Source organism: Cellulomonas sp. NEAU-ZC6, from assembly GCF_056844425.1.
This window is the reverse complement of record NZ_JBXFYH010000001.1, coordinates 251,653-276,441: the sequence shown is the minus strand read 5'-3', so window position 1 is coordinate 276,441 and position 24,789 is coordinate 251,653. Positions and strand designations below refer to the sequence as shown.

General features: G+C 74.6%; 24 protein-coding genes. 6 read left to right on the top strand and 18 right to left on the bottom strand.

The genetic code is table 11. The features are described 5' to 3' along the window. Positions 1–39 precede the first annotated feature (39 nt). From AC1050_RS01215 to AC1050_RS01175, 9 genes are read right to left on the bottom strand one after another with little or no spacing between them, the layout of a single operon-like run. Entirely contained in the window at positions 40–711 is a 672-nt protein-coding gene (locus tag AC1050_RS01215; protein ID WP_482385560.1) for a lysophospholipid acyltransferase family protein, read from the bottom strand. Beyond that, on the bottom strand, positions 708–1,472 hold the full coding sequence (gene cmk, locus AC1050_RS01210) for a (d)CMP kinase (RefSeq protein WP_482385559.1): 765 nt from the start codon (positions 1,470–1,472) through the stop codon (positions 708–710). The genes AC1050_RS01215 and cmk overlap by 4 nt, the downstream gene beginning before the upstream one ends. Beyond that, positions 1,454–2,587, bottom strand: coding sequence for a prephenate dehydrogenase (locus AC1050_RS01205; protein ID WP_482385558.1), 1,134 nt, complete (start codon positions 2,585–2,587; stop codon positions 1,454–1,456). Before AC1050_RS01205 ends, cmk begins: the two co-directional genes overlap by 19 nt. After that, positions 2,584–3,876 (bottom strand): pseudouridine synthase, encoded by a 1,293-nt coding sequence (locus AC1050_RS01200; protein WP_482385557.1) that lies wholly within the window; start codon positions 3,874–3,876, stop codon positions 2,584–2,586. The genes AC1050_RS01205 and AC1050_RS01200 overlap by 4 nt, the downstream gene beginning before the upstream one ends. After that, entirely contained in the window at positions 3,876–4,583 is a 708-nt protein-coding gene (gene scpB / locus AC1050_RS01195) for an SMC-Scp complex subunit ScpB (protein WP_482385556.1), read from the bottom strand. Before scpB ends, AC1050_RS01200 begins: the two co-directional genes overlap by 1 nt. Continuing rightward, entirely contained in the window at positions 4,580–5,461 is an 882-nt protein-coding gene (locus AC1050_RS01190) for a segregation and condensation protein A (RefSeq protein ID WP_482385555.1), read from the bottom strand. Before AC1050_RS01190 ends, scpB begins: the two co-directional genes overlap by 4 nt. Next, the gene (locus AC1050_RS01185; protein ID WP_482385554.1) at positions 5,445–6,311 is read right to left on the bottom strand and encodes a ParA family protein; all 867 of its coding nucleotides are present in this window, start codon (positions 6,309–6,311) and stop codon (positions 5,445–5,447) included. Before AC1050_RS01185 ends, AC1050_RS01190 begins: the two co-directional genes overlap by 17 nt. A 29-nt stretch (positions 6,312–6,340) precedes the next feature. Continuing rightward, on the bottom strand, positions 6,341–7,345 hold the full coding sequence (locus AC1050_RS01180) for a site-specific tyrosine recombinase XerD (protein ID WP_482385553.1): 1,005 nt from the start codon (positions 7,343–7,345) through the stop codon (positions 6,341–6,343). 25 nt (positions 7,346–7,370) lie between these two features. Further along, positions 7,371–8,348, bottom strand: a complete 978-nt coding sequence (locus tag AC1050_RS01175) for a heme o synthase (protein ID WP_482385552.1) — start codon at positions 8,346–8,348, stop codon at positions 7,371–7,373. Positions 8,349–8,659: 311 nt separating this feature from the next. Between AC1050_RS01175 and tal the strand changes: the two genes are divergently transcribed. The 5 genes from tal to AC1050_RS01150 all read left to right on the top strand — a co-directional run bounded on the left by tal (position 8,660) and on the right by AC1050_RS01150 (position 14,948). Beyond that, on the top strand, positions 8,660–9,778 hold the full coding sequence (gene tal, locus AC1050_RS01170; protein ID WP_482385551.1) for a transaldolase: 1,119 nt from the start codon (positions 8,660–8,662) through the stop codon (positions 9,776–9,778). Further along, positions 9,775–11,316, top strand: a complete 1,542-nt coding sequence (gene zwf / locus AC1050_RS01165) for a glucose-6-phosphate dehydrogenase (RefSeq protein ID WP_482385550.1) — start codon at positions 9,775–9,777, stop codon at positions 11,314–11,316. The genes tal and zwf overlap by 4 nt, the downstream gene beginning before the upstream one ends. Then, complete coding sequence (locus tag AC1050_RS01160) at positions 11,313–12,230, top strand: glucose-6-phosphate dehydrogenase assembly protein OpcA (RefSeq protein ID WP_482385549.1); 918 nt, start codon at positions 11,313–11,315, stop codon at positions 12,228–12,230. Before zwf ends, AC1050_RS01160 begins: the two co-directional genes overlap by 4 nt. Continuing rightward, positions 12,227–13,036 (top strand): 6-phosphogluconolactonase, encoded by an 810-nt coding sequence (gene pgl / locus AC1050_RS01155; protein ID WP_482385548.1) that lies wholly within the window; start codon positions 12,227–12,229, stop codon positions 13,034–13,036. The genes AC1050_RS01160 and pgl overlap by 4 nt, the downstream gene beginning before the upstream one ends. Before the next feature lie 283 nt (positions 13,037–13,319). After that, positions 13,320–14,948 carry a hypothetical protein gene (locus tag AC1050_RS01150; protein ID WP_482385547.1) on the top strand — a complete coding sequence of 543 codons (1,629 nt, stop codon included), beginning with the start codon at positions 13,320–13,322 and terminating at the stop codon, positions 14,946–14,948. Between the two features lie 191 nt (positions 14,949–15,139). On the opposite strand, the gene AC1050_RS01145 is transcribed toward AC1050_RS01150, so the two are convergent. From AC1050_RS01145 to uvrC, 9 genes are all read right to left on the bottom strand, one after another. Then, positions 15,140–15,499 (bottom strand): RNA polymerase-binding protein RbpA, encoded by a 360-nt coding sequence (locus tag AC1050_RS01145; protein WP_454048804.1) that lies wholly within the window; start codon positions 15,497–15,499, stop codon positions 15,140–15,142. Positions 15,500–15,512: 13 nt separating this feature from the next. Beyond that, positions 15,513–15,755 (bottom strand): preprotein translocase subunit SecG, encoded by a 243-nt coding sequence (gene secG, locus AC1050_RS01140; RefSeq protein WP_482385546.1) that lies wholly within the window; start codon positions 15,753–15,755, stop codon positions 15,513–15,515. A 187-nt stretch (positions 15,756–15,942) separates the two neighbouring features. After that, entirely contained in the window at positions 15,943–16,728 is a 786-nt protein-coding gene (gene tpiA, locus AC1050_RS01135; protein WP_482385545.1) for a triose-phosphate isomerase, read from the bottom strand. Between the two features lie 3 nt (positions 16,729–16,731). Continuing rightward, a complete protein-coding gene (locus AC1050_RS01130) occupies positions 16,732–17,922 on the bottom strand; it encodes a phosphoglycerate kinase (RefSeq protein ID WP_482385544.1) in 1,191 nt (396 codons plus the stop codon). A 119-nt stretch (positions 17,923–18,041) separates the two neighbouring features. Next, a complete protein-coding gene (gene gap, locus AC1050_RS01125) occupies positions 18,042–19,046 on the bottom strand; it encodes a type I glyceraldehyde-3-phosphate dehydrogenase (protein ID WP_482385543.1) in 1,005 nt (334 codons plus the stop codon). 199 nt (positions 19,047–19,245) lie between these two features. Beyond that, positions 19,246–20,226 carry a DNA-binding protein WhiA gene (whiA, locus tag AC1050_RS01120; protein WP_482385542.1) on the bottom strand — a complete coding sequence of 327 codons (981 nt, stop codon included), beginning with the start codon at positions 20,224–20,226 and terminating at the stop codon, positions 19,246–19,248. A 4-nt stretch (positions 20,227–20,230) separates the two neighbouring features. Beyond that, positions 20,231–21,217, bottom strand: a complete 987-nt coding sequence (locus AC1050_RS01115; protein ID WP_482385541.1) for a gluconeogenesis factor YvcK family protein — start codon at positions 21,215–21,217, stop codon at positions 20,231–20,233. Then, positions 21,214–22,161: an RNase adapter RapZ gene (rapZ, locus tag AC1050_RS01110; RefSeq protein ID WP_482385540.1), complete on the bottom strand. Its 948-nt coding sequence runs from the start codon at positions 22,159–22,161 to the stop codon at positions 21,214–21,216. The genes AC1050_RS01115 and rapZ overlap by 4 nt, the downstream gene beginning before the upstream one ends. Further along, positions 22,158–24,212, bottom strand: a complete 2,055-nt coding sequence (gene uvrC, locus AC1050_RS01105; RefSeq protein ID WP_482385539.1) for an excinuclease ABC subunit UvrC — start codon at positions 24,210–24,212, stop codon at positions 22,158–22,160. The genes rapZ and uvrC overlap by 4 nt, the downstream gene beginning before the upstream one ends. A 53-nt stretch (positions 24,213–24,265) precedes the next feature. Here uvrC and AC1050_RS01100 point away from each other — a divergent pair, with 53 nt between their 5' ends. Beyond that, the gene (locus AC1050_RS01100) at positions 24,266–24,778 is read left to right on the top strand and encodes an OsmC family protein (RefSeq protein WP_482385538.1); all 513 of its coding nucleotides are present in this window, start codon (positions 24,266–24,268) and stop codon (positions 24,776–24,778) included. Positions 24,779–24,789 lie beyond the last annotated feature (11 nt).

Genomic DNA, 24,789 nt, shown 5'->3' with positions numbered 1-24,789 from the left:
AGGCCCTACTTCGCGGCCGGGCGGAGTCGGCCGGGCGGGTCAGTCCCGAGGGAGGGGGACGCCGGTGCGGGTGGATGCCGCCGTCACCAGGGCGTTGAGGGCCACGCGGACCTGCTCCGTGGCCGCCACGATCGCCTCGCGACGGGACTGGCCCGCGGTCGGCTCCAGGTGCAGCGGCTCCCCCAGCTCGACGTGCAGCCGGCGGCGGAACCCCGGGACGTGGCCCACCGACTCCCCCGTCCGCCGCGTGCCGAGGATCGCGACCGGCACGACCGGGGCGTGCCCGTTGACCGCGAGCCAGGCGATGCCGGCCCGGGCCGACGACGCGTCGCCGCGGCCGCGGTTGCCCTCGGGGAACACGCCGACGGTGCCGCCGCGCTGCAGCACACCGAGCGCGGTCGTCAGCGCCGCGCGACCGCCCGTGCGGTCCACCGGGATCTGCCGCGACGCGCGCAGCACCGCGCCGACCGGCCCGGTGAACATCTCCTCCTTGACCAGGATGTGCACCCGCCGCGGCGTCACGCCCTCCAGCAGCGGCCCGTCGACGACGCTCGTGTGGTTCGCCGCGAGCAGCACCGGGCCCTCGGCGGGCACCCGCTCGGCACCGACGACCCGCGCGTCCCAGACGCCGTGCGCGAGGAACCGGCCGATCCCCCGCGCCCAGGCCGGGACCTCGGGCAGCGACGCGTCCGGTCCCGGGCGGCCGCTCACGCGTGCAGGTCCGCGGTGCGCGCGACCACGTCGAGCACCGCCTGCACCGTCTGCTCCAGGTCCAGCTCCGAGGAGTCGACCGTCACCACGCCGTCGGCGGCCACCAGGAACTGGGACACCGTCGAGTCGTCGGCGTCCCGGCGGACCACCTGGTCCCGGGTCGCCTCGACGGCGGCGGCGTCGGCGGTGCCGTGCACCTCGCGGGCGCGCCGGGCGAGCCGGGCCTCCTCGCTGGCGATCAGCAGCAGCCGCACGTCGGCGTCGGGGGCGATCACGGTGGTGATGTCCCGGCCCTCGGCGACGATGCCGCGCCCGCCGGAGAACGACGAGGACGCCGCCTGCGCCGCGATCTCGGCCCGCTGCCGGCGGCCCAGCTCGGCCCGCACCTCGAGGTTCGTCGCGACGGCGCTGACGGCCGCGGAGATCGCGGTGTCCCGGATCGCCTCGCCGACGTCGTGCCCGTCCACGTGCACCGCCGGCGCCGCCGGGTCGACGCCCATCACCAGCGGCATCTCGCGGACGAGGTCCGCGACGGCATCGGTGTCGGTCAGCGGCACGCCGCTGCGCAGCGCCCACCAGGTCGCCGCGCGGTACATGGCGCCGGTGTCCAGGTAGGCGAGCCCGAGGCGCTCGGCGACCCGCCGGGACACGCTGGACTTCCCAGAGCCCGACGGCCCGTCGATCGCCACCACCACGGGGTGCGGCGCACCCGTCGTCGTCGCCGTGGTCGCGTCCTGCGCGCTCACCTCACCAGCCTCCATCCGCGGGCCGTCAGCTCCGCCTCCAGGTGCGCCGAGCGCGCGGGGTCGACCGACACCGCGGCCATGCCGACGGGTCGTCCCGCCGCGTGCTCGAGCTGCAGATCCTCCAGGTTCACGCCCGCGTCGCCGACGTCCGTCAGCAGGCGGGCCAGCTCACCGGGCTGGTCCGGGACCAGCGCGGTGACCACCGCGTACCGGCGCGGTGCGCCGCCGTGCTTGCCCGGCACCAGCGCGACGCCGGCGTTGCCGTCGGCGATCAGCCGGGCCACCCGGGCCAGGGCGCCGAGCTCGACGTCCTCGGGCCCGGTCGCGCGCGCCGCGCCATCCAGGGCGGTCAGGACCTCGTCGAGGTCCGTGCGCAGCCCGGCGAGCACGTCGCGGACGGCGGCCGCGTTCGCCGCCAGGATCGAGGTCCAGAGCGCGGGGTCGGACGACGCGATCCGCGTGACGTCCCGCAGCCCCTGGCCCGCGAGCCCGAGCGCGTCCGGCTCGACCCCGCGCAGCCGCGCGGCGACCAGGCTGGCCGCCACCTGCGGCACGTGGGACACCGCCGCCACCGCCGCGTCGTGCGCGTCCGCGTCCATGGTCACCGGGACGCCGCCCAGGTCGGTCGCCAGCTCCCGCACCGCGAGCAGCGCGTCGGGCCGGGACTCCCCCGAGCCGACGACCACCCACGGCCGCCCGACGAACAGGTCGGGCACCGCCGCGGCCGGGCCGGACCGCTCCCGGCCCGCCATCGGGTGCGACCCGACGTACCGGGTCAGGTCGGCGCCGGCGGCGCGCAGCTCGGCGAGCACGTAGCCCTTGACGCTCGCCACGTCCGTCACGACGGCGCCGGGGTGCGCGGCCAGCTCGGCCCGCACCACGTCGGCGGTCACGTCCGGGGGCGCCGCGACGACGACGAGCGCGGGCTCGGGGTCGTCGGCGGTGGCGGGGCTCCCGGCACCCACGTCCCGGGCCAGCGCGAGCGCGGTCCGGGACGGGTCGTGCAGGGTCACCGGCACGCCGCGGGTGGTCAGCGCGAGGCCGACCGACGCGCCGAGCAGCCCGGTGCCGACGACCCGGACGGGGCCGCGCGTGGCGACCCCGCCGTTGGTCGTCGACGGCAGGCTCACATGCCCACCGACGTCATCAGGGAGCCGACCTCCGCCTTGCCCAGCACGCGCGTGCGGCCGACCTTGAGGTCGCCCAGCTTGATCGGGCCGATCTGGGTGCGGAGCAGCCGGGTCACGGGGTGCCCGACCTCCTCCATCAGGCGGCGCACGACCCGGTTGCGGCCCTCGTGCAGCACGATCTCGACCATGCTCGCCTGCGGGGTCGCGTCGACCAGGCGGAAGCTGTCCACCTCGACGACGCCGTCCTCCAGCTCGACGCCCCGCTTCAGGCGGGCGGCCAGCCCGGCCGACACGCGGCCCTCGACCGTGGCCAGGTAGGTCTTGCGGACACCGTGCGACGGGTGCGACAGGCGGTTGGCCAGCTCGCCGTCGTTGGTCAGCAGGATCAGGCCCTCGGAGTCGGCGTCGAGACGGCCGATGTGGAACAGCCGCTCCTCGCGGCCCTGCACGAACTCGGCGAGCGACGGGCGCCCCTCCGGGTCGTGCATGGTCGACACGACGCCCAGCGGCTTGTTCAGCGCGATCGTGAGGACCGACTGGTCCAGCTGCAGACGCAGCCCGTCCACGTGGATCACCGCGTTCTGCGGGTCGACGCGCACGCCGAGCTCGAGCACGACCTGGTCGTCGACCGACACGCGGCCGGCGGTGATCAGCTCCTCGCAGGCACGGCGCGAGCCGAGGCCCGCCTGGGCGAGCACCTTCTGCAGCCGGACGCCCTCAGGGTCGTGCACGTCGACCGACGGCTCGGAGCGCGGACGCCGCTGCGCCGGGCGCGTCGGGCCCGAGGGCCACCGGGACCCCGGACGGCCGATGCCGCCGGAGGGCCCGCGACGCTCGCCGCCGCCGCCCTGGCCACGACCCGAGCCGCCGCCGGAGCTGCCACCGGCACCGCCCTGGCCACGGCCCTGGCTGCCGCCCGAGCCGCTGCTCTGCCAGCCGCCGCCGCCCTGACCGCGGCCCTGGCCGCCGCCCGAGCCGCCGCTCTGCCAGCCGCCACCGCTGCCCTGGCCACCGCCCTGTCCCCGGCCGCCGCCGGAGCCGCCGCCCTGCCAGCCGCCGCCGCTCTGGCCGGGTCCGCCCCGGCGCTCACCGGCGACCCTGCCGCCCGAGCCGCCGGCGCGGCCTGCGCCACCGCCCGAACCGCCGGGGCGGCCGCCGCCCGCCGGACGGCCCGCGCCGCCGGGACGACCCGAGCCGGACCGGCCCGCCGCACCACCGCCGGCTCCGCGCGCACCGCTGCCGCCGCCCGCTCCGCCGCGGCCCCGGCCGCCCTGTCCTGCTGCACTCATCACACGTCTCCTGTCGTACCGTCTGCGCCGTCCAGCCCGTCGAACGCGTCGATGTCGGGCAGGTACGGCGCCAGCGGGGGCAGCTCATCGAGGCTCGTGAGGCCCATCCGCTCGAGGAAGTATCCCGTGGTCCGGTACAGGACCGCACCACTGCTCGTGTCGACGCCCGCCTCGGCCACGAGCCCGCGGGCCGTCAAGGTGCGCACGACGCCGTCCACGTTGACGCCCCGCACCCCCGAGACCTGGCCCCGGGTGACCGGTTGACGGTACGCGATCACGGCCAGCGTCTCCAGCGCCGCCTGCGTGAGGCGTGCCGTCTGGCCGTCCAGGACGAACCGGCCGACCACCTGGTGGTAGGCCGGCGCGGAGTAGATCCGCCAGCCCTCGCCCGCCTGCCGCAGCTCGAACCCGCGGGGCCGGCCGCCGTGCTCCCCGCGGTACTCCTCGGCGAGCGTGCGCAGCAGGTCGACGACGTCGGGCACGGGCAGCCCGAGCACGGTGGCGAGCCGCACCGCGGGGATCGGCTCGTCGGCGACCATCAGCACGGCCTCCAGCGCGGCGAGCGCACCCCCGGGCAGCCGGTCGAGGTCGGCGACCTCGGGCACCTCGGGCACGTCCGTGAGGCCGACGCCACCGGCCAAATCGTCGCGCGCCACGTCGTCGCGGGCCAGGTCGTCGCCGGTCCGGTCGTCGCTGGTCGCCGTCATGCGTCCGTCCCCTCGTGCGTGCCGTCGTCGTCGTCGTAGTCGGTCGCCACCTCGACGTCGCCGTCGCCGTCCGCGGTCCACCGCACCGTGAGCTCGCCCAGCGGCGTCACCTGGTCGAACCCGACCAGCCCCTCGCGGAACAGCTCCAGCAGCGCGAGGAACCGCGCCACCACCACCAGCTTCGTGTCGGCGTCCGAGGTCAGCCCGCGGAACGTCGCGGCGCCGCCGTGCCGGAGCCGGTCGGCGAGCAGGGCGGCCTGCTCCCGGACGCTGACCGCCGGGGCGTGCAGGTGGCTGATGTCGACGCCCGGCGGGGGCGGCGGGGGCGCGAGCGCCTTCGCCGCCAGGGCGGCGAGCTCGTCGGGGCCGAGGTTCCACACCAGCTCCGGCAGCATCGCCGCCAGGTGCGGCTCCAGCGCGACCGTCCGCGGGTACCGCCTGCCCTGCTCGGCGAGCCGGCTGCCGATGTCGGCGGCCACCACCTTGTAGGCCCGGTACTGCAGCAGGCGGGCGAAGAGCAGGTCCCGCGCCTCGAGCAGCTCCAGGTCCTCGGCGTCCTCGACGTCGCCCGCGGGCAGCAGCCGGGCCGCCTTGAGGTCGAGCAGCGTGGCGGCGACCAGCAGGAACTCGCTCGCCTGGCCGAGGTCCCAGGTGCGTCCGCCGTCCGCGGCGGCCCGCTCCGCGGCGCGGATGTACCCGATGAACTCGTCCGTGACCGCGGCGAGCGCGACCTCGGTGATGTCGAGCTTGTGCTTGGAGATCAGGCCCAGCAGCAGGTCGAACGGCCCGGAGAAGTTCTCCAGGTGCACCTCGAAGGCGCTGGACCCGGCCGGCGCCTGCGGGCCCGCGGGGGTGGCGGTGTCAGGCGGCGTCGCCACGGGCGACGAGCTCCCGCGCCAGCTGCCGGTAGGCCAGCGCCCCGGCGTGCGTCGGCGCGTACGTGGTGATCGGCTCCGCCGCGACCGACGCGTCGGGGAACTTCACCGTGCGCCCGATCATCGTGTGCAGCAGCGTGTCGCCGAACGCCTCGTACACCCGGGCGACGACCTCGCGGGCGTGCAGGGTGCGCGGGTCGAACATCGTCCCGAAGATGCCGTCGACCTCCAGGCGCGGGTTCAGCCGGTCGCGCACCTTCTCGATCGTCTCGATCAGCAGGGCGACGCCGCGCAGCGCGAAGAACTCGCACTCCAGCGGGATCAGCACCCCGTGCGCGGCGGTGAGCGCGTTCACGGTCAGCAGGCCCAGCGAGGGCTGGCAGTCGACCAGCACCACGTCGTAGTCGTCGAGGACGGGGCGCAGCACCCGCGACAGGATCGACTCGCGGGCGACCTCGCTGACCAGCTGCACCTCGGCGGCCGACAGGTCGATGTTGGCCGGCAGCAGGTCGAGGTTCTCGATCTCGGTCGGCAGGATCATCTCGGTGATCGACGCGTGCCGGTCCACCAGCAGGTCGTACACCGTGCGGTCCAGCTCGTGCGGGTTGGCACCCAGGCCGACCGACGCGGCGCCCTGCGGGTCGAAGTCGACGATCAGGACCCGGCGGCCGTACTCGGCCAGGGCCGCCGCGAGGTTGATCGTGGAGGTCGTCTTGCCGACGCCGCCCTTCTGGTTGCACATCGCGATGACGCGGGCGGGGCCGTGCGACGCCAGCGGCCCGGGGACGGGGAACTCCGGCAGGGGCCTGCCCACCGGGTCGAGAACGGTCTCGGTCGTCTCCTCGCGTGCCACCAGGACAACTTACCGGAGGGACCGGCCCGTCAGCGGTCGGCCGCGCCGGTGCGCGCGCCGCGCGCCGCCGCCCGTGCCGCGCCGTCCCGCCTGGCGCGCGGGTGGCTGGTCGCGTAGACCTCGCGCAGCGTGTCCGGCGTCACCCTGGTGTAGATCTGCGTGGTGGTGACGGAGGCGTGCCCGAGCAGCTCCTGGACGACGCGCACGTCCGCGCCGCCGGCGAGCAGGTGCGTCGCGAACGAGTGCCGCAGGGTGTGCGGCGACACGTGGTCCGCGCCCGGCAGCCCGGCGCGCTCCGCCGCCGTGCGCAGCACCGCCCACGCGCTCTGCCGGGACAGCCGCGCCCCGCGCGTGTTGAGGAACACGGCGGCGCCGCCGCGACCGGCCGCCGCCAGCGCGGGACGCGACCGGACCAGGTAGGCCTCGACGGCCTCGACGGCGTACGCGCCGACGGGCACGACCCGCTCCTTGCTGCCCTTGCCGAAGAGCCGGACCGCGGCGCGCCCCTCCGTGAGGTCCAGGTCGTCCACGTCCAGCCCGACCGCCTCCGAGATGCGCGCGCCGGTCGAGTACACCAGCTCCAGCAGCGCCCGGTCCCGCAGCGGCACGGGGCCGTCGCCCAGGGAGGCCGCGTCCAGCAGCCGCTCGACGTCGTGCGTCGAGATCGCCTTGGGCAGCGCCTGGGACTGCTGCGGCGGCCGGACGGCCCGCGCGGGGTCGGCGGCGCTGAGTCCCTCCAGCACGCAGAACCGGTGCCAGCCGCGCACCGCGACGACCGCGCGCTTCGCCGAGGACGCCGACAGCACGGCACGGCCGTCGGACCCGGTGCGCACCGCGACCAGGAAGCCCTCCACGTCGGCCTCGACGACGTCGGCGACGCCCCGGCGGCCCGCGGCCTCGAGGTGCTCGACGTACCGGGTGAGGTCGCGGCGGTACGCGGCGAGCGTGTTCGCCGACAGGCCGCGCTCGACCGTCAGGTGCGCGAGGTAGCCCTCCAGCGCCGAGCGCAGGGCAGGGGCGAGCGGTGCGTCCATGCGCCGTCCTCCCGTGCCGCCGGCATCAGAACGGGAGGAAGACGTCGACCGCCACCGCGACGGACAGCAGCGACAGGTACGTGATCGACCCGTGGAACACCGACATCGCGCGCAGCTTGCCGCGCGAGGGGTCCTGGGCGCGACGGTACAGCCCGATGCACGACCACAGGAACCACACGCCGAGCGCGGCCGCGACGACGGCGTACACCCAGGTCATCCCGGCGACGGGCACCAGCAGCAGCGAGCACGCGATCATCGCCAGGGTGTAGGCGATCATCTGCTTCGCGACCTTGGTGTCGGCCTCGACGACCGGCAGCATCGGCACGCCGGCGGCGGCGTAGTCCTTGCGGAACTTCATCGACAGCGGCCAGTAGTGCGGCGGCGTCCAGAAGAAGATCACGCCGAACAGCAGCACCGCGGACCACGACAGGCCGCCCGTGACCGACGACCAGCCGATGAGCACCGGCATGCAGCCGGCGGCCCCGCCCCACACGATGTTCTGCGGGGTGCGGCGCTTGAGGATCATCGTGTAGCCGACGACGTAGATAAGGATCGCGGCGCCGGTGAGCAGCGCGGACGCCACGTTGACGACCAGCGCGAGCCACAGCAGCGACGCGACGCCGAGCGCCAGCCCGAAGACCAGGGCCGCGCGCGGGGTGATCTCCCCCGTGACCAGCGGCCGGCGCTTGGTGCGGTTCATCACCTGGTCGATGTCCCGGTCCAGGTAGCAGTTGAGGACGTTCGCGGACCCGGCGGCGGCCGCGCCGCCGACCAGCGTCGCGAGCACGAGGCCGATCGACGGGAGCCCGCCCTCGGCGAGGATCATCGTCGGCACGGTCGTGACCAGCAGCAGCTCGATGACGCGCGGCTTGGTGAGCGCGACGTACGCGCCGAGCCGGCGGCGCCAGCGGGGGCGCTCCGCGGCCGCGGCGGCCTGCTGCGGGCGCGAGGCGGGACCGGCGGGAGCGGCTGGACTCGTCGTGCGCACGCTCCGGACCTCCACCCACATCCTCTGTCCGCGCCGGCTGCCGCCCCGCGGATGATCCCCGCCATCGTACGGCCCCTGCGGCTGCACATGCCGCCACGGAGCGCCAGGGACCCCGGTCCCACCGGTGTGACGTCCGTCGCCCCGCGGCGCGTCGGCCTGTGGACCGACCGGCGGACCCCCTCGGTGCGGGTCTAGGCTCGAACCGCACGCTCGGCGACGTCAGGGGACGCGTCGGGCGTGAGCGGCGCCCGGCCATCCGCGACCGGGCAGACCGTCCGTCGACGTCCCGGTGGTCGTGCCGGGACGAGAAGTGAGGTGGCAGGACGATGACTGAGGGCACCACGGCGCTCGACCAGGTGGCCGACGCGGGAGTCGCGGTATGGCTGGACGACCTCTCCCGGGAGCGGCTGCGCACCGGGAACCTGAAGGACCTCGTGGCCCAGCGCCGCGTGGTGGGCGTCACCACGAACCCGACCATCTTCGCGAGCGCGCTGGCCAAGGGTGACGCGTACGACGAGCAGCTCAAGCAGCTCGCCGCGCAGGGCACCGACGTGGACGGCGCGGTCTTCTCCATCACCACGGACGACGTGCGCGACGCCGCGGACGTGCTCCGCCCCGTCTACGACGCCACCGACGGCGTGGACGGCCGCGTGTCGATCGAGGTCGACCCGCGGCTGGCCCGGGACGCGCAGGCCACCGTGGACTCGGCGCGCGCGCTCTGGTCGACCGTCGACCGCCCCAACCTGTTCATCAAGATCCCGGCCACGCTCGACGGCCTGCAGGCCATCAGCGACGTGCTCGCCGACGGCATCAGCGTCAACGTCACGCTGATCTTCTCGCTGGAGCGCTACCGCGCCGTGCTCGACGCGTTCGTCACCGGCCTGGAGCGGGCGCGCGAGAACGGGCACGACCTGGCGCCCATCGCGTCCGTCGCGTCGTTCTTCGTGTCCCGCGTCGACGCGGCGATCGACCCGAGGCTGGACGAGATCGGCTCCCCCGAGGCCGCCGAGCTGCGCGGCAAGGCGGCCATCGCCAACGCGCGGCTCGCGTACGGCGTCTACGAGGAGGTCGTGGCCTCCGACCGCTGGCAGGCGCTCGCCGCCGCCGGCGCCAAGCCGCAGCGCCCGCTCTGGGCGTCCACCGGCGTCAAGGACAAGGCCTACCCCGACACCCGCTACGTCGACGAGCTCGTCGTCGACGGCGTGGTCAACACCATGCCCGAGGCCACGCTGCAGGCCGTCGCCGACCACGGCGACTTCCGCGGCGACACGGTGACCGGCACGCAGGCCGAGGCGCAGCGCGTCATCGACGGCCTGGCCGCGCTGGGCATCGAGATCGACGAGGTCACCGAGGCGCTCGAGCGCGAGGGCGTCGACAAGTTCGAGAAGTCCTGGGCCGAGCTGCTCGACACCGTCCGCGGCGGCCTGGAGCAGGTGGCCGAGTGAGGCCCGCGAAGGTCACCGCGGAGCACAACCCGCTCCGCGACCCGCGCGACCGCCGGCTCCCCCGCATCGCCGGGCCCTCGGGCCTGGTGATCTTCGGGGTCACCGGCGACCTCGCCCGCAAGAAGCTCATGCCCGCGGTCTACGACCTGACCAACCGCGGCCTGCTGCCTCCCGGCTTCGCGCTCACCGGCTTCGCCCGGCGCGACTGGGAGGACCAGGACTTCGCGCAGATCGTGCACGACTCCGTCAAGGAGCACGCGCGCACCCCCTTCCGCGAGTCGACGTGGCGCCAGCTGTCCGAGGGCATCCGGTTCGTCCAGGGCACCTTCGACGACGACGACGCGTTCGACCGCCTGCGGCAGACCGTCGAGGAGCTCGACGTCACCCGCGGGACCGGCGGCAACCACGCGTTCTACCTCTCGGTCCCGCCGAGCGCGTTCCCCGTGGTCTGCAAGCAGCTCGCCCGCTCGGGGCTCTCGGAGTCCGTCGAGGACGCCTGGCGCCGCGTGGTGATCGAGAAGCCGTTCGGGCACGACCTGCAGTCCGCGCGCGAGCTCAACGACGTGGTGTCGTCGGTGTTCCACCCGGACGACGTGTTCCGCATCGACCACTACCTGGGCAAGGAGACGGTGCAGAACCTGCTGGCGCTGCGCTTCGCCAACCAGCTGTTCGAGCCGATCTGGAACGCCAACTACGTCGACCACGTGCAGATCACGATGGCCGAGGACATCGGCGTCGGCGGCCGGGCCGGCTACTACGACGGCATCGGCGCGGCGCGCGACGTCATCCAGAACCACCTGCTGCAGCTCCTCGCCCTCACGGCGATGGAGGAGCCGGTCACGTTCGACGCGCACGACCTGACGGCGGAGAAGATCAAGGTCCTGTCCGCGGTCCGCGTGCCCAAGGACATCGGCAAGCACACCGCCCGCGGCCAGTACGCCGAGGGCTGGCAGGGCGGCGAGAAGGTCGTCGGGTACCTGGACGAGGGCGGGTTCGACCCCAACTCGACCACCGAGACCTTCGCCGCCATCCGCGTCGACGTGGACACCCGCCGCTGGGCCGGCGTCCCGTTCTACCTGCGGACCGGCAAGCGCCTGGGCCGACGCGTCACCGAGATCGCCGTCGTGTTCAAGCGGGCGCCGCACCTGCCGTTCGAGTCGACCGCGACCGAGGAGCTCGGCAAGAACGCCCTGGTCATCCGCGTGCAGCCCGACGAGGGCGTGACCCTGCGGTTCGGCGCCAAGGTGCCCGGCACCGCCATGGAGGTCCGCGACGTCACGATGGACTTCGGCTACGGCCACGCGTTCACCGAGTCCTCGCCCGAGGCCTACGAGCGCCTGATCCTCGACGTGCTGCTCGGCGACCCGCCGCTGTTCCCGCGGCACGAGGAGGTCGAGCTCTCCTGGAAGATCCTCGACCCGATCACGTCCTTCTGGGCGAGCAAGGGCAAGCCGGAGCCGTACCGCGCCGGGACCTGGGGGCCGGAGTCGGCCGACCGCATGATGGAGCGCGACGGACGGACCTGGAGGCGACCGTGATCATCGACCTGCCCGACACCACCACCCGCGACATCAACAAGCGGCTGGTCAAGGAGCGCGACGAGGGTGGCGCCGTCGCGCTCGGGCGCGTGCTGACGCTCATCATCGACGTCGGCGCGAACGACCCCGAGCCCGCCGTCGAGGCGGCCAACGACGCGAGCCGCGAGCACCCGTGCCGCGTCATCGTGCTCACCGAGAAGGGCCCGGGCGAGGGCGCCGAGCTCGACGCGCAGATCCGCCTCGGCGGTGACGCCGGGGCGAGCGAGGTCGTCGTCCTGCACCCCTCCGAGGCGCAGGCGCGGCACCTGGACACCCTCGTGCTGCCGCTGCTGCTCCCCGACGCCCCGATCGTGGCGTGGTGGCCGTACGCGGCTCCCGAGAACCCGGCGCAGCACCCGATCGGCCAGCTCGCCCGGCGCCGGATCACCGACAGCACGGAGTGCGCCAGCCCGTCCGACACCCTGCACCGGCTCGCCGGCAGCTACGCCGAGGGCGACACCGACCTGGCCTGGACGCGCACCACCCTGTGGCGCGGGCTCATCGCGGCGACGCTGGACCAGCCGCCGTTCGAGCCGGTGCAGCGCGCCGTCGTGTCCGGCGAGAGCACGCACCCGTCGGTCGACCTCATGGCCGCCTGGCTCGGCTGGGCGCTCAACTGCCCGGTCGACATCGAGCGCCAGGCCGACGCCCCCGCCATCACCCAGGTGCGGCTCGACCGGAGGTCGGGGTCGATCGTGCTGGACCGGCCCGACGGCAAGACCGCCGCGCTGCGCCAGCCCGACCAGCCCGAGCACCGGATCGCCCTGCCGATCCGCCAGCTCCGGGAGTGCCTGGCCGAGGAGCTCCGCCGGCTGGACGCCGACGAGGTCTACGGCGAGGTGCTGCGCAAGGGCATGACCAAGGTGGGCGCGTGACGGCCGGTGCGGACGCCCGGGGCGGGGCGGGCTCGCCGCGCACCGTCCTGGTGCACCCGGACGCGACCACGCTCGCCGAGGCCACCGCCGCGCGCCTGATCACGCGGCTCGTGGACCTGCAGTCCGCCGCGGCACCCGTGCACGTCGTGCTGACCGGCGGGACGGTGGGCATCAGGACCCTCGCCGCCGTGGCCGCCAGCCCGGCGTGCGGGGCCGTCGACTGGACCGGCGTGCACCTGTGGTGGGGCGACGAGCGGTTCCTCGCCGACGGCGACGCCGACCGGAACGAGACCCAGGCCCGCGAGGCCCTGATCGGACCGCTCGGCGACGCCCTCCCGGCGGCGAACGTGCACCCGATGCGGCCGCTCGACGCGGCCGCGGGCATCGCGACCCCGGAGGACTCGGCGGCGGCGTACGCCGCCGAGCTCGCCGCGTTCGCGCCCGAGGGTGCCGACGTCCCGACGTTCGACGTGCTCATGCTCGGCATGGGACCCGACGGCCACGTCGCGTCGCTGTTCCCGGGGCACGAGGCCGTCGGCGTGACCGGCGTCCCGACCGTGGGGGTGCACGGCTCCCCCAAGCCGCCGCCGGAGCGCGTCTCGCTCACCTTCGAGACCATCCGCGCCGCGTCCGAGGTGTGGGTCGTCGCGGCCGGCGCCGAGAAGGCCGAGGCCGTCGCGTCCGCGCTGGCCGACGCCCCGGTCGAGCAGACCCCGGCGGCGGGCGCCCACGGCACCCACGCGACGCTGTGGCTGGTCGACGCCGCGGCCGTCGCGCAGGTCGGCGCGGAGCCCGGCGCCGCCTGACGACGCACGACCGCACGCCACGCCCGAGGGGCCCGCAGCTGCTGCTGGGGGCCCCTCGGTCTCTCCGCCGGAACCCGCCCACCGGCCCGCCTCCAGCCGTCGCGGGCGGACGCGCCCCGCCCCCAGCGGCCCGCGCAGACGGGTGACCGGTCACCCGGATGCGGGTGTCGCCACGGTCTCGGTTCCGCAACGGGTCGGCATCGGTGCCCCGAATCGCAGCACGCACCCCCTCCCGGCTGCGAGGGTGCGGGTGCCGGGGTCGCCCGGCCCCGAGGGAGGACCCGTGGACCGCAGCACCTGGCGCGTCGCGCGCACCTGGATCAGCCACCCGGTGACCTGTGCCGCGGTGCTGCTGCTCCTGGTCAACGACCACGTGCTCAAGGCGGCGTACGGCACCTGGTGGACCGGGAAGCTCTCGGACGTCGCGGGGCTGATCGTCGCCCCGCCGCTGCTCGCCGTCGGGGTGGCGTGCGTCGGCCGGGCGGTCCGGCCGGGTCGACTGGTCGGCGTCCCCGTGCTCGTCGTGGGCGTGGGGTTCGCGCTGGTGAAGGCGACGGCCACCGGAGCGTGGGCCGCCACCACCGCGTGGTCGCTCGTCGCGGGGTCGTCCCTGGTGCGCCAGGACCCGACCGACCTGCTGACGCTGCCGGCGCTCGCTCTCGCGCTGGTGGCCGGCCGGCGGTCCGCGAGGTGCCCGCCCCAGCCGGACCCGGCCGCGTCCCGCCGAGTGCCGCCGCGGTGGCTCCTCGTGCTCCCCCTGGCAGTCCTGGCGACCGTCGCCACCTCGGCGGCACAGGTGCCCTCGGCCGACTCGGTGAAGGTCGTGGACGGGGTGGCGTACCTCGAGGGCCGGGACGGGTGGTACCGGTCCGCCGACGGCCTCACCTGGAGCGCGGTCGACGACGACCCAGCGAGGCCCGGACCGACCGAGGGCCCGCCCACGGAGGTGTTCGCGGATCCGTGGTCGCAGGACGTGGCGTCCGACGACGTGCCGTCCTGGGCCACCGCGACGCCCGGCTCACCCACGGACGACGGCGCCGACGGCTCGGCGGACGAGGCCGAGGAGGTCGCGCCCGTCGTCGCCTGCACGCCGGGCGGCGTCTGCTTCCGTCCCGCGCCGCTAGGGATCGGCGTGCGGCGGAGCGACGACGGCGGCAGGACCTGGGGCGAGGAGTGGTCCGTCCCGGCCGAGGACCTGCGCGAGCTCGACGCCCGCAACGGTGACGTCGGCCCGCTGGCCACCCGCGACGTCGCGGTGCTGCCCGTGCCCGGCGGCTACCGGGTCCTGGCTGCCAACGGCGGGGACGGCCTCGCCGTCCGCGAGGTCGACGGCACCTGGACGCGGCTGGACCACGTCTACGAGGACCCCACCGCCCAGTCGGTGCCCCTGCCGGGCGAGGTGGGCCCACGGCCCGTCTACCCCGTCCCGGAGGGCGTCGTCGGGGGTCTGGCCGCGATGGCTCTCGTCCTGCTGGCCACGGGCCGGTCACCAGCACGCCGCGGCACGCCCGGCGCGACCGCCACGGCGATCACGGCGATGTGCGTGGCAGCTTTCGCCTCGTGCCTCGCCGCGGTGGTCCGCGCGGAGACCGCGGCCTACCCGGGACACGTCGGCACCCCGTGGTACCTCGTGTGGCTGCCGCCCCTGGTCGCGGGGGGCGCCGCAGCGATCGCGATCACCGGGTCCGTCATCGCCGCGGCCGTGTCCGGGCGGGCGCGCGCGATCGGGCCGGCGCTTCTCGCGGGCGTCGCCGCGGGTGTCGCGTGGGAGCTGCTCCAGGCGCGGCCGGTCGCGGTGGTGCTCGCGCTGATCCCGACGCTGCTCGCCGCGTGGGCGGCCAGGGCCTGGGTCCGGCGTGCGGACCCGTACGACCCGGACCCGTACCTCCCCTGGGGGCCCCTGCCGGGCTGACCGCGCCGCCAGGAGCTGCGGTGAGGTCGAGGCTTTGCGGTGAGGTCGAGGGGTTGCGCGGGTAGCTCGTCGACGAACCCGCGACCTCACCGGGGCGCGTCCGCGCGATCTGCGCGGGAGCCGGGACGGAGCAGGGCCCCGCAGCGCGTGCTGCGGGGCCCTGCTCGGTTCGGCTCAGGTGCGCGTCCGGGTCAGCGGACGCCGCGGCCGCCTCGGCGTGCGCGGAGCGCGGCCAGGGCCTCGTCCAGGATCGCCTCGCCGTCCTCGACGGACCGGCGCTCCTTCACGTAGGCCAGGTGCGTCTTGTACGGCTCGTTCCGGACGGGCGACGGCGGGTTCGCCTCGTCCTGGCCGGCGGGGAACCCGCAGCGCGGGCAGTCCCACAGCTCGGGGGCCTCGGCGGCGGCCTCCTCCGCGAAGCTCGGCCGGGTCTCGTGGCCGTTCGCGCACCAGTAGGAGATCCAGATGCGGGGGGCGGCGTCGCCGCGCTCGGCCTCGCCCATGGGGCCGGCTCCGACACGCGAGCCCCGGATCGCACTTCCGCTCGCCATGAGGTCGTCTCCCTCAGCTCACGCGCTCGATGAGACCGAGCAGGATGATGATGACCGCCCACACCAGGGCGACGCCCACGGTGATGCGGTTGAGGTTGCGCTCGGCGACGCCGGAGCTGCCTGCGCTGCTGGTGATGCCGCCGCCGAACATGTCCGACAGGCCACCACCCTTGCCCTTGTGGAGCAGGACGAGCGGGACGAGCAGCAGGCTCGTGACCACCAGGAGGACCTGGAGGGCGATTGTGAGGGCTGTCACGACGTGTCCGACTCTCTCGCTTCGTGGGACCGGCCCGGGTGGGTCGGGGTGGAACGCGGTCCAGGGTAGGCGACGCCGACCCGCGGAATCCAGCACGACAGGCCGTGACCTGCCGGGTGTCCCCCGGTCGGCGGGATGCAGGCGGTGCTGGACCGCCTGCACCCCGCCGGGCCGGGAGCCGGGTGGGTCAGGCCGCGGTCGCCCGGAAGAGCGCGATCTTGGCGAACTCCTCGGGGTCGAGCGAGGCGCCGCCGACGAGGGCGCCGTCGACGTCCGCCTTGCCGATGATCTGCGCGGCGTTGCCGGACTTGACCGAGCCGCCGTAGAGGACGCGGACGGCGTCGGCGACCTCGGCCGAGTACAGCTCGGCGAGCTTGCCGCGGATGGCCTCGCAGACCTCCTGCGCGTCCTCGGGCGTGGCGACCTCGCCGGTGCCGATGGCCCAGACGGGCTCGTAGGCGATGACGACGGACTTCGCCTGCTCGGCGGTGACGCCGGCCAGCGAGCCCTCGAGCTGCGTCAGCGTGTACGCGACGTGCTCGCCGGCCTTGCGGACCTCGAGGCCCTCGCCGACGCACACGATCGGGACGATGCCCGCGCCGAAGGCCGCGACGGCCTTGGCGGCGACGACGGCGTCGGACTCGGCGTGGTACTCGCGCCGCTCCGAGTGGCCCACGGCCACGTAGGTCACGCCGAGCTTGGCGAGCTGCGCGGCCGAGACCTCACCGGTGTAGGCGCCGGACGCGTGCTGCGACACGTCCTGCGCGCCGTAGCCGATCTCCAGCTTGTCCGCGTCGACCAGGGTCTGCACGGAGCGGATGTTGGTGAACGACGGCAGCACGGCGACCTCGACCTGCGCGAAGTCGTGCTTGGCGTCCTTGAGCGTCCAGGCGAGCTTCTGGAGCAGGTGCACGGCCTCGTGGTGGTCGAGGTTGAGCTTCCAGTTGCCCGCGATGAAGGGGGTACGTGCCATGGTTCAGGCCTCCAGGACCGCGATGCCGGGGAGGGTCTTGCCCTCGAGGAGCTCCAGCGACGCGCCGCCGCCGGTGGAGATGTGGCCGAAGCCGGCCTCGTCGAAGCCCAGCCGGCGCACGGCCGCGGCCGAGTCGCCGCCGCCGACGATGGAGAAGCCGTCGGTGTCGACGAGCGCCTGCGCGACCGCCTTGGTGCCGGCCGCGAACGCGTCGAACTCGAAGACGCCCATCGGGCCGTTCCAGGCGATGGTCTTCGCGCCGAGGATCGCCTCGCGGAACAGCTCGCCCGAGCGCGGGCCGATGTCCAGGCCCATCTTGCCGGCCGGGATCCGGTCCGCGTCGACGGTCTCGTGCGGGGCGTCGGCCGCGAAGCCGTCGGCCGCGACGATGTCGACGGGCAGCACGATCTCGACGCCGGACTCCTGCGCCTGCGCGAGGTAGCCCTTGACGGTCTCGACCTGGTCCTCCTCGAGCAGCGAGGAGCCGACCTCGTGGCCCTGGGCCTTGAGGAAGGTGAAGACCATGCCGCCGCCGATGAGCAGCTTGTCGGCCTTGGTCAGCAGGTTGGCGATGACGCCGAGCTTGTCGGAGACCTTCGAGCCGCCGAGCACGACCACGTAGGGGCGCTCCGGGTCCTCGACGGCCTTGCGCAGCGCCTCGACCTCGGCGAGCACCAGCGTGCCGGCCGCGTGCGGCAGGCGCAGGGCGACGTCGTAGACGGACGCCTGCTTGCGGTGCACGACGCCGAAGCCGTCGGACACGAACGCGTCGGCCAGCTGGGCGAGCTCGTCGGCCAGCTCGCCGCGCACGGCGTCGTCCTTGGAGGTCTCGCGGGCGTCGAACCGGATGTTCTCGAGCAGCGCGACCTGGCCGTCCTGCAGCGCGGCGACCGTGGCCTTCGCGGAGTCGCCGACGACGTCCTCGGCGAGCGTGACGTCCTGGCCGAGCAGCTCGCCCAGACGCGCGGCGACCGGCGCCAGGCTGTACTTCGCGTCGGGCTCGCCCTTCGGGCGGCCCAGGTGCGCGGTCACGACGACGCGGGCGCCGGCGTCCAGCAGCCGGCGCAGCGTCGGCAGCGCGGCGCGGATGCGGCCGTCGTCGGTGATGGTCGTGCCGTCGAGCGGCACGTTGAAGTCGGAACGGACGAGCACGCGCTTGCCGCGCAGGTCGCCGAGGTCCTCGATGGTCTTCATGGGTCTCCTACCTCGCTTGCGTCAGGGTCTCTACATGGCAGCGTCCGCGCCACGCCGGGGTCGAGTGACCGACCCCGGCGGTGCGCGGACGCATGACCGTCGCTACGGACGGGCGAGTCTCAGAGACGGTCGCCGACGTAGCTCGTGAGGGTGACGAGCGAGTTGGAGTAGCCCCACTCGTTGTCGTACCAGGAGACGACCTTCACCAGGTCGCCCGACACCTTGGTCAGCTTCGAGTCGAAGATGCTCTGGTGCGGGTCGGTGACGATGTCGCTCGAAACGATCTCGTCCTCGACGTAGGACAGGACGCCCTTGAGCGGGCCCTCGGAGGCGGCCTTGATCGCGGCGTTGACCTCCTCGACGGTGACCTCGCGCGAGGCGGTGAAGGTCAGGTCGGTGGCCGAGCCGGTGATGGTCGGGACGCGCAGGGCGTAGCCGTCCAGCTTGCCCTTGAGCTCCGGGAGCACGAGCGCCACGGCCTTGGCCGCACCGGTCGAGGTCGGGACGATGTTCTGCGCGGCGGCGCGGGCGCGGCGGAGGTCCTTGTGCGGCCCGTCCTGCAGGTTCTGGTCACCGGTGTAGGCGTGGATCGTGGTCATGAGGCCACGCTCGATGCCGATCGAGTCGTTGAGCGCCTTGGCCAGCGGGGCCAGGCAGTTCGTGGTGCACGACGCGTTGGAGATGATGTGCTGCGTGGCCGGGTCGTACGACTCGTGGTTCACGCCGACGACGAAGGTGCCGTCCTCGTTCTTCGCCGGGGCGGAGATGATGACCTTCTTGGCACCGGCGGTGATGTGCGCCTTGGCCTTCTCGGCGTCCGTGAAGAAGCCGGTCGACTCGATGACGATGTCGGCGCCGAGCTCGGCCCAGGGCAGGTTCGCCGGGTCGCGCTCCGCGAGGGCGCGGATGTTCTTGCCGTCGACGATGATGTTGTCGTCGTCGAAGTCGACGCTCAGCGGGAAGCGGCCCAGCACGGTGTCGTACTTGAGCAGGTGCGCGAGCGTCTTGTTGTCCGTCAGGTCGTTGACGCCGACGATCTCGATGTCGGCGCCCGACGCCACGATGGCACGGTAGAAGTTGCGCCCGATGCGGCCGAAGCCGTTGATGCCGACCTTGATGGTCACTTGCCCTCCTCGGCACGCGCCGGCAGGGCCGGCACACACTGTTGCGGTGATGGACTGCGCACGCCGCTGTGCGCTTCCGGAAACGCCGTGGTCACACGATCTTGACCCGCAGGTGATCTCCGGATGGCACAGAGCCTATACCCGAGCCGTGGGTGCCGCAGGGACCTAGGTCTGCTCGTGGACGCCCCGCCGGGTGGTTCTAGAGGTCCAGCAGGTCCGGGCTGAGGCCCGACTCCGTGTCGGGGATGCCGAGGTCGGCGGCCCGCTTGTCGGCCGTCGCCAGCAGGCGCCGGATCCGGCCCGCGACCGCGTCCTTGGTGAGCACGGGGTCGGCGAGCTTGCCGAGCTCCTCCAGCGACGCCTCCTTGTGCGCGAGGCGCAGCTCCCCCGCCTCGCGCAGGTGCTCGGGCAGGTCGGCGCCGAGGATCTCGAACGCGCGCTCCACGCGGGCGCCGGCGGCGACGGCCGCGCGGGCCGAGCGCCGCAGGTTCGCGTCGTCGAAGTTCGCGAGCCGGTTGGCGGTGCCGCGGACCTCGCGGCGCACCCGGCGCTCCTCCCACACCAGCAGCGTCTCGTGCGCGCCGAGCCGGGCCAGCATGGCGGCGATGGCGTCGCCGTCGCGGATCACGACCCGGTCGATGCCGCGGACCTCGCGCGCCTTGGCGGGGATCTGCAGCCGGCGTGCCGCCCCGACCAGGGCGAGCGCCGCCTCGGGGCCGGGGCAGGTGACCTCGAGCGCCGACGAGCGGCCGGGCTCGGTCAGGGAGCCGTGCGCCAGGAACGCACCGCGCCACGCGGCCTCGGCCTCCTGGGCGCCGGCGCCGACGATCTGCGGCGGCAGCCCGCGCACGGGGCGCCCGCGGCTGTCCAGCAGCCCGGTCTGCCGGGCCAGGGACTCGCCGTCCTTGACCACGCGCACCACGTACCGGTTGCCGCGGCGCAGGCCGCCGCCGGACACGACGATGACCTCGGACTGGTGGCCGTAGACCTCGGCGATGGCCGCCCGCAGCCGCCGCGCGGCGGCGCCGGTGTCGAGCTCGGCCTCGATGACGATCCGCCCCGAGATGATGTGCAGCCCGCCCGCGAACCGCAGGGTCGCCGACACCTCCGCCTTGCGGCACGACGTCTTGTCGACCTGGAGCCGCGCAAGCTCGTCCTTCACCTGTGCCGTCAGAGCCATGCGGTCATCCTGCCATCCCCCGGGCGGGCCCGATGTCCCCGAGGTAGCCCTCGACGACGTCGCTGATCGCCGCCGCCAGCCGCAGCGGGTCGTGCCGCGGCGTGCCGTCGCCGCGGCGCACCTGGCGCAGCAGCAGCCGGCCGCCGAAGCCCTCGGTGCGCTCCGCCAGCTCGTCGACGTCCTCGACCGCGCCGGGGTCCGCGATCACGGCGTCCACCCGGAGCTCCGGCGCGTGCTGCCGCAGGGCGTCCAGGTGCTCGCACGGGCCCATGCCCGTGGTCTCCGCGTCGGGACTGAGGTTGAGCACCACGATCCGGCGGGCCCGCGTGCGGTGCAGCGCGGCCGCGAGGTCCGGCACCAGCAGGTGCGGGATCACGGAGGTGTACCAGGAGCCCGGGCCGAGCACGACCCAGTCGGCCTCCTCGACGGCCGTGACGGCCTCGGGCCGGGCCGGCGGCCGGTCGGGCAGCAGGCGCACGCCGGCGATCCGGTCCCGGGCGACGGCGACGTGGCTCTGACCGCGCACCACCGCGGTGGAGCCGTCCGCCCGCACGACGTCGGCCTCGATCGCGAGCGGGACGGCGGCCATGGGCAGCACGCGCCCGCGCGCGCCGAGCAGCCGGCCCACCCAGTCCAGGCCGTCGACGGTGTCGCCGAGCAGCTCCCAGAGCGCCACGATCAGCAGGTTGCCGACCGCGTGCTGGTCCAGGTCGCCACGGGAGGTGAACCGGTGCTGCAGCACGTCGCGCCAGGTGCGGCCCCAGTCGGAGTCGTCGCACAGGGCCGACAGCGCCATCCGCAGGTCACCGGGCGGGAGCACGTCGAGCTCGTCCCGCAGCCGGCCCGACGACCCGCCGTCGTCCGCGACGGTCACGACGGCGGTCAGCCGGTCGGTCACCCGCCGCAGCGCCTCGAGCGTGCCGGACAGGCCGTGCCCGCCGCCGAGGGCGACGAACGCCGGCTGCGGTCCGCGGGTGGGCGTGGTCGTCACTCCTTGCCGAGGTCGCGCGCGGCGACCGTGACCCGCTGCCCGCGACCGCGCAGGCGCTCGGCGATCGCCTCGCTGATCGCGACCGAGCGGTGCTTGCCGCCGGTGCAGCCCACGGCGATGGTGACGTAGCGCTTCTCCTCGGCCAGGTACCCGGCCAGCACGGGCTCGAGCGCGTCGACGTACCGGTCGACGAAGTCCAGCGCACCCGGCAGGCCGAGCACGTAGTCGCGCACGGGGGCGTCGCGGCCGGACATGTGCCGCAGCTCGGTGATCCAGTACGGGTTGGCGAGGAACCGCACGTCGACGACGTGGTCGGCGTCCAGCGGGATGCCGTACTTGAACCCGAACGACAGGACGTTGACCCGGAGCGCGTCCTCCTGCTCCGAGGAGGACACCGCGGCCCGGACGATCCGGCCCAGCTCGTGCACGTTGGTCTCGGAGGAGTCGATCAGCACGTCGGCCCGCTCGCGGATGTCCGAGAGCAGGTTCCGCTCGGCCGAGATCCCGTCCAGGATCCGGCCCTCGCCCTGCAGGGGGTGCGGGCGGCGCACCTGCTCGTACCGGCGGACCAGCACCTCGTCCGAGGCGTCCAGGAACAGGATCCGGTAGTCGACGCCCGACTGGCGCAGCTGCGCCAGCACCTCGAGCAGGTCGGCGAAGAACTCCCGGCCGCGCACGTCGACCACGGCCGCGAGCCGCAGGTCGGCGCTCGGCGGGCCGCCGTGCGTGAGCATGCCCACCAGGTGGGTGAGCATCTGCGCGGGCAGGTTGTCGACGACGTACCAGCCCATGTCCTCCAGGACGGCGCCGGCGCGGGTGCGGCCGGCCCCGGACATGCCGGTGATGATCAGGACGTGGGGCTGCTGCAGGTGGGGGGCCGCGGTGGCGGCCTCGATCGCCGGGATGCCGGTGGGGACCGTGATCGGCGAGATCTCGTCGCTCATGAGCCCAGCATGCCAGCCGCGTCGGCCGCGGCCTCCGTCGGCTCGACCAGCGGCGCGTTCCCCGCCAGCGCCGCCACCACCGCGGCGGCCGTCCGCGCACCCATGCCGGGCACGGAGGCGATCTCCTCCGCCGACGCGAGCTTGAGCCGACGCAGGGACCCGAAGTGCTTGAGCAGGGCGGCGGACCGCGCGGGACCGAGCCCGGGCACCGAGTCGAGCGCCGAGACGGTCATCCCCTTGCTCCGCTTCTTGCGGTGCGCGGTGATCGCGAACCGGTGCGCCTCGTCCCGGACGCGCTGCAGCAGGTACAGGCCCTCGGAGGACCGCTGCAGGATCACCGGGTAGTCCTCCCCCGGCAGCCAGACCTCCTCGAGGCGCTTGGCGAGGCCGCAGAGCGCCACGTCGTCGATCCCCAGCTCGGCCAGCGCCGCCGCGGCGGCCGCGACCTGCGGCGGGCCGCCGTCGACCACGACCAGGTTGGGCGGGTACGCGAACCGCTGGGGGCGGCCCGTCGTCTCGTCGATCGGCCCCGAGCGCACGGGCCCGGCGTCGGAGTCCGCCAGCGCCTCGGCGACCTGGTCCTGCCCCAGCCCGAGCTCCAGGTCCCCGGCCTGCTCGCGCTCGGCCAGGTACCGGCGGAACCGGCGGGTGATGACCTCGTGCATCGCCTCGGTGTCGTCGCGGGCGCCGGTGCCCTCGGCGCCGCGGATGCCGAACGTGCGGTACTCGCTCTTGCGCGCCAGCCCGTCCTCGAACACCACCATCGAGGCCACCTGGTAGGTGCCCTGGTTGTGCGAGACGTCGTAGCACTCGATGCGCAGCGGCGCGGAGTCCAGCCCCAGCGCCTCCTGGATCTCCTGCAGCGCCTGGCTGCGCGTGGTGAGGTCGCCGGCGCGCCGGGTGCGGTGCAGCGCGAGCGCGTGCTCGGCGTTCTTGCGCACCGTCTCCGCGAGCTCGTGCTTGTCCCCGCGCTGCGGCACCCGGACCTGCACCCGGCTGCCCCGCAGCCCGGACAGCCAGGTCTGCACCTGCTCCAGGTCGGGCGGCAGCACCGGGACCAGCACCTCGCGCGGGACGGCGCCCGCGGTCGCCCCCGCCGCCGCGTCGCCGCCGGGGGTGTCGCCGTAGACCTGCTGCAGCAGGTGCTCGACCAGCTCGGCGTCGGAGAGCGCCTCGACCTTCTCCACCACCCAGCCGCGCTGGCCGCGGATCCGGCCGCCGCGGACGTGGAACACCTGCACCGCGGCCTCGAGCTCGTCGCCGGCCAGCGCGAAGATGTCCGCGTCGGTGCCGTCGGCCAGCACGACCGCGTTCTTCTCCGTCGCGCGCTGCAGGGCCGCGATGTCGTCCCGGAGCCGGGCGGCGCGCTCGAAGTCGAGCTCCGCCGACGCCTCCTGCATCCGCGCGGTCAGCCGCTTGGTGAACCGGGCGGTGTCCCCCGCCATGAAGTCGGCGAACTCCTCGGCGAGGACGTGGTGGTCCTCCTGCGAGATCTTCCCGACGCACGGGGCCGAGCACTTGTCGATGTACCCGAGCAGGCACGGCCGGCCCTGCTGCTTGGCGCGCTTGAACACGCCCGTCGAGCAGGTGCGCACCGGGAACACGCGCAGCAGCAGGTCGACCGTCTCGCGGATCGCCCAGGCGTGCGCGTACGGGCCGAAGTACCGGGTGCCGGGCCGCTTGGCGCCGCGCATCACCTGGACCCGCGGGAACTGGTCGGCGAGCGTGACCGCGAGGTACGGGTAGGACTTGTCGTCCCGGTACTTCACGTTGAACCGGGGGTCGTACTCCTTGATCCAGGAGTACTCGAGCGAGAGCGCCTCGACCTCTGTGCCGACGACGGTCCACTGCACCGACGAGGCGGTGGTCACCATCTGCTGGGTGCGCGGGTGCAGGCCGGCGACGTCCTGGAAGTAGCTGTTCAGCCGCTGGCGCAGGCTCTTGGCCTTGCCGACGTAGATGACCCGGCCGTCCTTGTCGCGGAACCGGTACACCCCGGGCTGGTCCGGGATCTCGCCCGGTGCGGGGCGGTACGTCGCGGGGTCAGCCATGCGTTCCACCGTAGTTCGACCCACCGACGGCCACCCGCCGGTACCGTGACGAGATGGGACTGCTGCACGAGTACGCCGCCGACGTCGTCTGGACGGGCGCCGGTGCCTCCGGCACGACGGGGTACGCCGCGTACTCCCGCGACCACGAGATCCGCGTCGCGGGCAAGCCGACCCTGCTCGGGTCCGCGGACCCGGCGTTCCGGGGCGACCCGGCGCGGCACAACCCCGAGGAGCTGCTCGTCGCGGCCCTGGCCGAGTGCCACATGCTCTGGTTCCTCCACTTCGCCGCCACGTCGGGCGTGGCGGTCGTCGGGTACGCCGACCGGGCCACCGGGACCATGCGGGTCGAGGCGGCCGGGCACGGCCAGTTCACGCAGGTGGTGCTGCGCCCGCTCGTGACGGTCCGCCCGGGCGGCGCGGTCGCCGCCGGGCTGGACGCCCAGCTGGCGGACCTGCACCGGCGGGCGCACGAGCACTGCTTCATCGCGCGGTCCGTCACGTTCCCGGTGCTGACGGAGCCGGCGCCCGCGGCCCTGGAGACCGCGGACGCCGACGTCACGGGCTGACCGTCACGGGG